Raw genomic sequence first — 6,000 nt, 5'->3', positions numbered from 1 at the left:
ATTACTGTTTCCAGTATTGTTACTTCCTGAATTGTCAGAACCCACATTACTGTTTCCAGTATTGTGATCGCCGGAATTGTCAGAACCTACATTACTGTTTCCAGTATTGTTGTTTCCTGAATTATCTGAACCTACATTACTGTTTCCAGTATTATTGTCTCCAGAATTATCTGAGCCGACGTTATCTTTCGGCAGAATTGTTAATTGAGAAACCTTTTTTACTGAACTAAGTGAATCTGGATCCAAATAAGTGAGTGTCACATTATATTTACCTGGTACAGATGTATTGATATCTTTAAGATTATTGACAACATCTGCAATTGAACCGTCAGTTCCATCTGATGTCTTAATCGATGTAATAAAAGAACTCACATTAAGTGGATCACCAATACGAATTGTGACATCATGCGTTTGTAAGTCTATTTGGTCAAGTTTTTTTTCATAAACATAATTTAAAGTAATACTATTTTCAGCATACGTATCATTCGGAATACTTCCAAGACTCCGAAATAACTCAATCAGATCATATGCCGATGCAACTCTGGGGTGTCCCAGCGCATCAGCCATCCCATTAACAAATGTTAAATACTCTTTAAACTTGTAAGTCGCCGAAAATGATGTATATGTGCTTTCTCCCGCGTTCAAAACATATCCTGGAAACTTTATTGGATCGCCTAATTGTGACTGAGTTGCCCCAAGTACATTTTGTACAACAATATCATCGTGCAATTTAACTCCATCAATAGTGGCATATGTTGTTGTCTGATTCCCGAGAGTTATACTTTGTATCAAAGTTTGTGCATGAACACCGCCTAGATTCAAATTATCAGCAATGCTAGCCCCTCCCAAAGCAATCAAAACCATTGATGAAAAGACCCAAAACTTTCCAACTTTATACATTTTGAAGTGACTGTTCTTCACATTTTTGTTTTTAAATAAATTCATCTATACATCCCCTTAAATAACACCCGATTAAATATATAAACTTGCTTCCCAAGCAAGCCCCCTTATGATATTTCTCACAATGTTAATTTATGCTTTCTCCGTCGAATAAAGCCGGCTTCTGAAAGTATAACCATATTTTTCTAGCCAAAAATTTGCCTAAAATCTCTCTTATTAAATTCGAAGATTCATTCTAAATTAAACACATACTAACTGGTATAATCGACTTACAATAAAGCGATACAGCATTCTAAATACTTCTGCGAATTCATACTTCAACTAGTATCATCTTTTCAAAAACTATCCTTACCTTGTCGGATAAATTCCGCTAGTAGTTTCACCAAAGACAAACCCACAATAAAATTCGAACTGTACTAAAAACTAGCGTTTCTGCCTCCAAATCACTAAAATGTGTTCAATGAATATTTTTAAATATCAAAATCAAGCCATACACATTACAAAAGATAAGACATCTCTAAATATTTTTCCTCCCGATTTTTACGCTTTGGACATTCAATCACTAAACTATGTCGTGTTTTAAATATTAATCGAAGCAGCTATTATAAGTATCTTAATGGCAAGGTCGCTCCTAGAATTCTTGAGAATCAGAAAATAAGAAAAATTATTTTTGATATTTATTATCAAGTAGATTTTCGTATTGACTCTACTAAAATAACTCATATTTAAACAGTGAACATGGCTACGCCATTTCTTCCGGTCGCATCTATAGACTCATAAAATCTGTGAACCTTCCTCGAATGAGTGCTGTAAAACCCAAATTTAGATATCGAAAAAAATTTGAGAATCAACAACTACCAAATATCCTAGATCAACAGTTTTTTACTGAACAACCCAATCGCAAGTGGACTAGTGATATGACATTCATAAGAACCATAACCGTAAATGTGTATCTAGATATTATTATTGATGCATTTTCTCGGAAAATAATCAGCTGGAAGATCAGTCCAAGAATGACCAGTCAATTTATTGTGGAGTTAATTTCCAATGCTTTAAGAAAACGAAAAACATCTTCAAATCTTATTCTTCATACAGATCGTGGTTCTCAGTATACGTCGCACGCCGTGCGCCAGTTTCTGTATCCTAATCAAATTAATCATTCATTTTCAAAAATTGGGTATCCATGGGATAACGCAATCACTGAGTCTTTCTTTAAATACACAAAGAAAGAAGAATATAATCGCAGAAAATTTCATGATATCTCTGAAGTTAGAAAAGCTGCATTTAATTATATAGAAGGCTTCTACAACACACGCAGGCCACATTCCGCGAACAAATTTATGTCTCCAAATCAAAAAGAATTAGAATTCTACACTCAATAACAATCTAAAAGTTGTCTACTCTATTGACAATGGTCCAGTACTTTACGCCTCACTAGCATATACGCTCCATTCAGAATTAATATTTGCCCTTTGATCTGGAATGCTAATGTCTTGATTCTTTGCAATTCCAATGGAAACTAAAAATACCAAAGCAAAAACCCAATTTTTTCCACTCATATACATTTTAAAATTAGTGTTTTTCACATTATCATTTCTTTTAAATCCAAATAAGTTCATTGTCCTCCGCATAATATCTGAATGTATTAATTAAGATAAATTCTAGAATATGTAATGGCCGGAAACAGAATGCCAACGCTTCTTTCAGCCATCACTCTAGCAACTAAATCCTTTTAATAGCAAAATAAAAACATAATTATATTTTAACTGACCAGTCGGTGAATTACATTTTCACATATTGTCTAATAATTAAGCACTTATTGAGATTTTTTCAGAAACTTGTTACATTTAGGTTTAAGCCATCGATAAATTATGCAACGGTAGAATAAAATTTACTTTTATTTCTGAATTAGTTGTTTAATGAATCCGACTTTATTATTACTCATAGGCGTTTTTAATATGGACTTTACTTACGTTACACTTTATGTAGGAGAAATTTATGGAGTACTTTAATACAGTTTTCAACTCGAGAGTTGAAAAGCTCTTTAGTAAAGAATTAATTAATCAAGTAGCAACGATTGATACAATTCAATCTGCAAGTGATGGAGTAAGCAGTTCAGAATTAGGTGATTTGCTTCTAATTGAAAGACGATCAGTTCTAAATAATGTAGATAAGATAAACTCTATAATTGACACAATTTCAAGTTCTATTCCGATTCCTAAAATAATAAAAGTCGAGAAAAAATTTTTCTTTGAAGGTAGTAGTCTTGATGCACAAAGGATTATTATGCAATTAATTGGTCAGTCGACCTTAGCAAATCTTTGCATTCGTATAGTCAATCAGAAATCAGTATCTACTGAGCAATTTATGGCGGAAAGATTTATAAGTAGCGCAGCTTTTTACAGAATGTTACAAAAATTAAATGACTATTTGACACCTTTAGGAATACATATAATAAATAAGCGTGGTATTTTAACAGTTATTGGGAATGAGAGAGAAATTAGGTATATCCTTACAGGATTCCTTTGGCGAATTTACAGAGGTGTTACTTGGCCATTTGTGTCAATTACGCAAAATGAGGTTAAGGCTGTTACCAATAAATTAATCGAATCATTGGGAATAAATATTAATAACGCAAAACGCGATGAATTAATGTACATTTTAGCGGTTAATATCCTACGACATAGAAATGGCTCGACAATTTCTAACAAAGAACTTCCAAACTATTCGAACAAATTGATCAATTCATTACTGAATAAACAATATACTCAGTTTAAAAAATTAATGACACCGCTCATGGACGAGCAGAACAACGATTTAATCTTTATATTTATTTGGTTAGCGTCTTTACCTGAATTATATTTATCGAATAATTTAGTATTTTCCTTCTACGAAGCTCTCACTCATGTAGAGCCAGATATTGTTAAAGGAATTGATAGTTTTATTGATGCAGTTCAAAAAATAAAAAATGATCTTAATTTATACAAAGAGAAGCTTTTTTTATCAACTATTATTAGTTCACGTATAGCAGCTGATTTATTCCCGCAGTTGACATTTATTATTTCAAGTGTAAATATCTACGAATATAAGGACAGATTTGCACCGTCCCTGATTCCTGTCATTCAACGATTTCTCGAAACTGATTCAACATTGGATAATATTCAAAAACATACTTTAGCATTCAAATATTCGAATGCATTTGCTCTTGTACTTCCCATCAACATATTTGAGCCAAAGATTAACATTTATATAGAAACTGACTTTCCAATATACATTGATGTCCAAATCAAGAAAGAACTCTATGCACTTTTAAGCACAACTTATAATATCGCCATTCGAGAATCTCCTAAATTACCCGAATGTGATCTGGCAATCAATTTCAATTTATCTGCTAATTCAAGTGATAGTGAAGGCATACCAAGGATTTATACTCATGTTCATATGAGTGATGGCGAAAAAAATCAAATTCTTGAACAATGTAGAAAAATATTGATTAGAAAAAAATCTCAACAAATTATATAGAAATCAAAAGCCACAAGTATTCATTATTGCTTGTGGTCTTTTTGACCAAGTTTTAGGATAACCTATGCTAGATGCCTCATTATACGATGTTCAAAATTGGCTAGTTAATAGTATTTAAAATAATTGAATTATTAATTTCAATAAAACCAGCTGTTTAAAAAAGATTGATAATGATGTGTACTCCAAGAATTAAACCAACTTTCCCATCTTATCTCATCTATTATGCTTTTTTTCATTATGCGCAACTTAGTTACATTCATCTTTCACAAAAAAAAACGTCTGAACTTAAGCAGACGTTATTTCCATACATGCTTGAATCTCACTCAAGTCACCAAGTATATTTAACAATAAATCATTGAATCCTTGAGAGTTATCAATAAATTCAATTTTTGAATTATTCATTTCAAATGATTTGCTCTGCAGTTGCTTTTGAATATCCATGTACCTATCAAGAACCTCTGGATTCGTACCGAGTTCCTTGGCATAGGTTATTTCCTTATTAGTCCAAACATATAAATCATTTTTAAAATTTATGATTTCTGTCTCGAGTTTATTATATTCAGATAAAAAATTATTTTTGTCATCCATATTACGTTTGACCCGACTTACTAATTTCGAAAGTTCAATATAATTCTCCTGGCAAACTTTCTTGAAAGAGTTAATCATTTCGTATTTGACTTCAAATATAAATTCCTGATGCCTTCTCTTCAGGTCTTTATCAAGCTGTCTCTGATCCTTTTTCTCTTGGTAGGAAATAACTAGGTAACTCACAATTCCAGCCGATATAACGCCGAGATGTTGTGCCCAAAATCCAAGCCATCCCCCACTTCTGCTAGGAAGGTTTAAGATATTGAACTCAATGAATATCGGAAACAATATCCATAAAAAAAGCAAAACGATAAAAACGTTCTCCTTCTTAACCTTCACAAAATTCATAACCAACCTCCACACACAACCAGCATAATCCATTGAGTAAAATACAAGGCAACTAACAGATATTAGATACCTAAAAATAAGGAGATAGAGGGATTCGAACCCTCGCGCCGATTTCCCGACCTACACCCTTAGCAGGGGCGCCTCTTCAGCCAACTTGAGTATATCTCCGTGAATACTACTGACCCCATTTACCTCAGTCTCTCAAAAAAGGGGCCAGTAGCAAACTTTTTCTCGCTCAGTATGAACTAGCAAATCAGACAGATATGCATGTTGTTCACTCTAATTCAGTGAGTTAGAAAAATTAAATAGGAATACATCTAGCGAACGCTAGGTGCTTTGTTATGAATCACTATCAGTTAGAATAAGTATTAATGACTAATACTTTATCTTGGCCAAAATATAGGGACCGACCACTGATATTTGTTTTTTAGGTAACTTATATCCTTGATAAGTTGATTAATGAAATTTTGGGGATCATTGAATCACGAACCTTTAAAACATATAAAGTATATCATTTTGACAGACGAGATACACTGCCTAAAAATGCTCATATATCTTACATTTTTAAATATTTTTAGATTCACGCTGCTTTTCACCTCTAGGTGTCTTGTTCTCGTGTACCTATTTAAAAAGGTTCGCCGC

General features: G+C 32.6%; 4 protein-coding genes, 1 tRNA gene and 1 pseudogene. 2 read left to right on the top strand and 4 right to left on the bottom strand.

Annotated features, from left to right (window positions below; all coding sequences use genetic code 11):
* The coding region (locus ESZ50_RS09150) for a KxYKxGKxW signal peptide domain-containing protein (protein WP_187387610.1) at positions 1-945 on the bottom strand (945 nt) is incomplete at its 3' end.
* Positions 946-1,637: 692 nt separating this feature from the next.
* Between ESZ50_RS09150 and ESZ50_RS09145 the strand changes: the two are divergent.
* Positions 1,638-2,282 (top strand): annotated as a pseudogene (locus ESZ50_RS09145) (IS3 family transposase); the annotation flags it as partial.
* A 42-nt stretch (positions 2,283-2,324) separates the two neighbouring features.
* On the opposite strand, the gene ESZ50_RS09140 reads toward ESZ50_RS09145, so the two are convergent.
* Positions 2,325-2,519 carry a KxYKxGKxW signal peptide domain-containing protein gene (locus tag ESZ50_RS09140; RefSeq protein WP_187387609.1) on the bottom strand — a complete coding sequence of 65 codons (195 nt, stop codon included), beginning with the start codon at positions 2,517-2,519 and terminating at the stop codon, positions 2,325-2,327.
* A 379-nt stretch (positions 2,520-2,898) separates the two neighbouring features.
* Here ESZ50_RS09140 and ESZ50_RS09135 point away from each other — a divergent pair, with 379 nt between their 5' ends.
* A complete protein-coding gene (locus ESZ50_RS09135; RefSeq protein WP_148623260.1) occupies positions 2,899-4,422 on the top strand; it encodes a helix-turn-helix domain-containing protein in 1,524 nt (507 codons plus the stop codon).
* A gap of 285 nt (positions 4,423-4,707) precedes the next feature.
* On the opposite strand, the gene ESZ50_RS09130 is transcribed toward ESZ50_RS09135, so the two are convergent.
* Together ESZ50_RS09130 and ESZ50_RS09125 are read right to left on the bottom strand one after the other, a co-directional pair.
* Positions 4,708-5,358, bottom strand: coding sequence for a hypothetical protein (locus ESZ50_RS09130; RefSeq protein ID WP_148623259.1), 651 nt, complete (start codon positions 5,356-5,358; stop codon positions 4,708-4,710).
* 79 nt (positions 5,359-5,437) lie between these two features.
* Positions 5,438-5,526: transfer RNA gene (locus ESZ50_RS09125), tRNA-Ser, on the bottom strand.
* Positions 5,527-6,000 lie beyond the last annotated feature (474 nt).

This window comes from Weissella muntiaci (assembly GCF_008107635.1).
Classification (GTDB): Bacteria; Bacillota; Bacilli; order Lactobacillales; family Lactobacillaceae; genus Weissella; species Weissella muntiaci.
The sequence above is the reverse complement of the archived record's forward strand: the minus strand, read 5'-3'. Positions and strand labels throughout refer to the sequence as shown.

Excerpts from the sequence above, each read along its gene's own strand:
- ESZ50_RS09130 (WP_148623259.1), bottom strand. The coding sequence starts at position 5,358 with ATGAATTTTGTGAAGGTTAAGAAGGAGAACGTTTTTATCGTTTTGCTT.
- ESZ50_RS09140 (WP_187387609.1), bottom strand. The coding sequence starts at position 2,519 with ATGAACTTATTTGGATTTAAAAGAAATGATAATGTGAAAAACACTAAT.
- ESZ50_RS09135 (WP_148623260.1), top strand. The coding sequence starts at position 2,899 with ATGGAGTACTTTAATACAGTTTTCAACTCGAGAGTTGAAAAGCTCTTT.